This window comes from Streptomyces anatolicus, from assembly GCF_019400875.1.
Lineage (GTDB): Bacteria > Actinomycetota > Actinomycetes > Streptomycetales > Streptomycetaceae > Streptomyces > Streptomyces anatolicus.
In genome coordinates this window covers 1-2,457 of the sequence record NZ_WMBF01000700.1, presented here as the reverse complement: position 1 = coordinate 2,457, position 2,457 = coordinate 1, and the positions used below count along the sequence as shown (strand labels likewise).

Annotated in this window: 2 protein-coding genes; one reads left to right on the top strand and one right to left on the bottom strand. The window is 70.2% G+C overall.

Annotation, left to right across the window (positions count from 1 at the left end; translation table 11 throughout):
* Positions 1 to 165: 165 nt before the first annotated feature.
* Entirely contained in the window at positions 166 to 1,647 is a 1,482-nt protein-coding gene (locus GKQ77_RS31530; RefSeq protein ID WP_219692536.1) for a Gfo/Idh/MocA family protein, read from the top strand.
* 164 nt (positions 1,648 to 1,811) lie between these two features.
* Here GKQ77_RS31530 and GKQ77_RS31525 read toward each other — a convergent pair.
* Positions 1,812 to 2,457, bottom strand: a 646-nt coding sequence (locus tag GKQ77_RS31525) for a L,D-transpeptidase family protein (RefSeq protein ID WP_219692535.1), incomplete at its 5' end; no start/stop codon positions are given.

The following is a 2,457-nucleotide window of genomic DNA, read 5'->3' as shown; positions in this document are numbered from 1 at the left end:
CCTCCACCTCCTCCGCCGCCGCCTCCGCTTCCGCTTCCGCTTCCGCTTCCGCACGGAAGTCCAACTCCCTGACTACTTCAGCCTCTTGCGTCCCCGCCGTGGCCCCATCAGGGTGGCTTGCGCCCCAGTGGCAGCGACCAGCCGACATTCAGCTACGGAGGTCCGATGCACGACGAGAACGCGATACCGGCCCCTGACGGCGCCACCCCCGGTGAGGGCGGCGCGGACACGCCGGGAGAGGGCCGTTCGCGGCGCACGGTGCTGCGCGCGGCGGGCCTCGCCGGGGCCGGGATCGGAGTCGGCGCCTTCGCGGGCGGCCCGGCACACGCCGACGCGCCCGCGGCAACGCCCGCGGCCGCTCCCGCCGCCGCCCCGGACACGGCACGCGCCCCGGCCCGCAAGGGCGAGACGATGATCGGCGTGCCGTTCCAGCGGCGCTCGACGGTGCGGGTCGGGATCGTCGGGCTCGGCAACCGAGGCGGCTCCATGATCGACCTGTTCCTCGCGCTCCCCGGCGTACGCGTCGTCGCGCTCTGCGACCCGGTCAAGGAGAAGACGGCGGCCGCCGCCAAGAAGGTCACCGCCGCGGGCCAGCCCGCCCCGGCGACGTACACCAAGGGCGAGCACGACTACGAGAACCTGTGCAAGCGCGGGGACATCGACTTCGTGTACGTGGCGACGCCCTGGGACTCCCACTACGCCATCTGCAAGTCGGCGATGCTGGGCGGCAAGCATGTGGGCGTCGAGTGTCCCCTCGCCATGCGCCTGGACGAGCTGTGGGATCTCGTGGACCTCTCGGAGCGGACCCGCAGGCACTGCATGCAGTTGGAGAACTGCTGCTACGGCAAGAACGAGATGCGTGTCCTGCGGATGGCGCACGCGGGCAAGTTCGGCGAACTGCTGCACGGCGCGGGCGCGTACAACCACGATCTGCGCGGCCTGATGTTCGACCCCGACTACTACGAGGGCCCCTGGCGCCGCCTGTGGCACACGCGCCTGCGCGGCGACCTCTACCCCAATCACGGCTTCGGCCCGGTCGCCAACTACATGGACGTCAACCGCGGCGACCGCGTCACGCACATCTCCAGCTTCGGCACGCCCGCCCTCGGCCTCGCCGAGTACCGCGAGGAGCACATGCCCGCGGGCGACCCGAGCTGGAAGGAGACGTACATCGGGAGCGACCGCACCATCAGCCTCGTACAGACGGCGAAGGGGCGGGTGATCCGCCTGGAGCACGACGTCTCGACCCCCCACCCCTACAGCCGCATCAACAGCCTCGGCGGCACCAAGGGCGTCTTCGAGGACTACCCCGCCCGCATCTACATCGAGCCGGACCACACCGACGACAAGTGGGCCGACTTCGCCAAGTACGCCGACTTCGACCACTGGCTGTGGAAGGAGCACGCCAACCCGCCGGGCGGGCACGGCGGCATGGACTACATCATGATCTTCCGGCTGATGCAGACCATGCGGCTCGGCCTCGTCCCTGATTTCGACGTGTACGACGGGGCGACGTGGACGGCGCCCGTCCCGCTGAGCCACCTCTCGATCAAGGCGAAGGGCGCGCCGCAGGCGATCCCCGACTTCACGCGCGGCCTGTGGAAGAAGGCCCGTCCGGGGATGGACTCGGAGAAGCCGAAGGACTAACAGCCAGCAGGTGTTGGGGAGGGGAGGCCGGCTGCCGCCCCGGCGCTCGGCAGCGCAGCCGGCCCTCCGCCAGAGCCGTCGATCACCGCGACGGTGCCAGAGGTGACCCGGTCCCCCGGGTCACCGGGTCCGGGTCACCGGGTCACCGCACCGGAGACAGTGGCTCACGCCTTGAGGTTCGCCTTGTCCCCCATCACCACGACCGGATGCTGCTTCGGATCCAGCGTGCGCAGCAGATGCTCCATGCCCGACTTGGACAGGCTCACGCAGCCCGACGTGCCGCTGCCATGGTCCATGTGCAGCCAGATGCTGCCGCCCTTGGCCTGGCCCTGAGGGCGCGTCGGGTCGTTCGGCGGGGTGCCCTTGGCGCGGTTGTAGTCGATGGCGATGACGTAGTCGAAGTCGTGCCAGTGCGTCTTGGGCCAGTAGTGCGGCGCCTGCATGGAGGCCGACTTCGTGTACGGGAACTTGGCACCCGGATCCGCGAGGACACCGCCCGCGTCGGTGAGCGTGAACACCCCGACCGGGCTGCGCTTGTCGTTCTCGCGGTGGTCGGTGGTCCAGCCCTTCTTGCCGTTGTGCGCGGGCCAGCTCCTGTCCTTCTCCCAGGTGGTGTCCGTCGCCGACGATTTCGTGTAGAGCACGACGGTCGACTCCGCCGAGTCCTCGTCCTCGCCGTAGACCGCGACGACCTGACGGGAGTCCTCGGGGATCTTCGCCTGCAAGCGGTCACCCACATCGGGGATGCTCTTGAGGTCGGCGGACTTCCGCTGGGCGCTCCCCCCGCCCTTGGCCTGCCCCGCCCCGCCG

Bases quoted from the DNA above. Each gene is read 5' to 3' on its own strand.
- GKQ77_RS31530 (WP_219692536.1), top strand. From the start codon at position 166: ATGCACGACGAGAACGCGATACCGGCCCCTGACGGCGCCACCCCCGGT.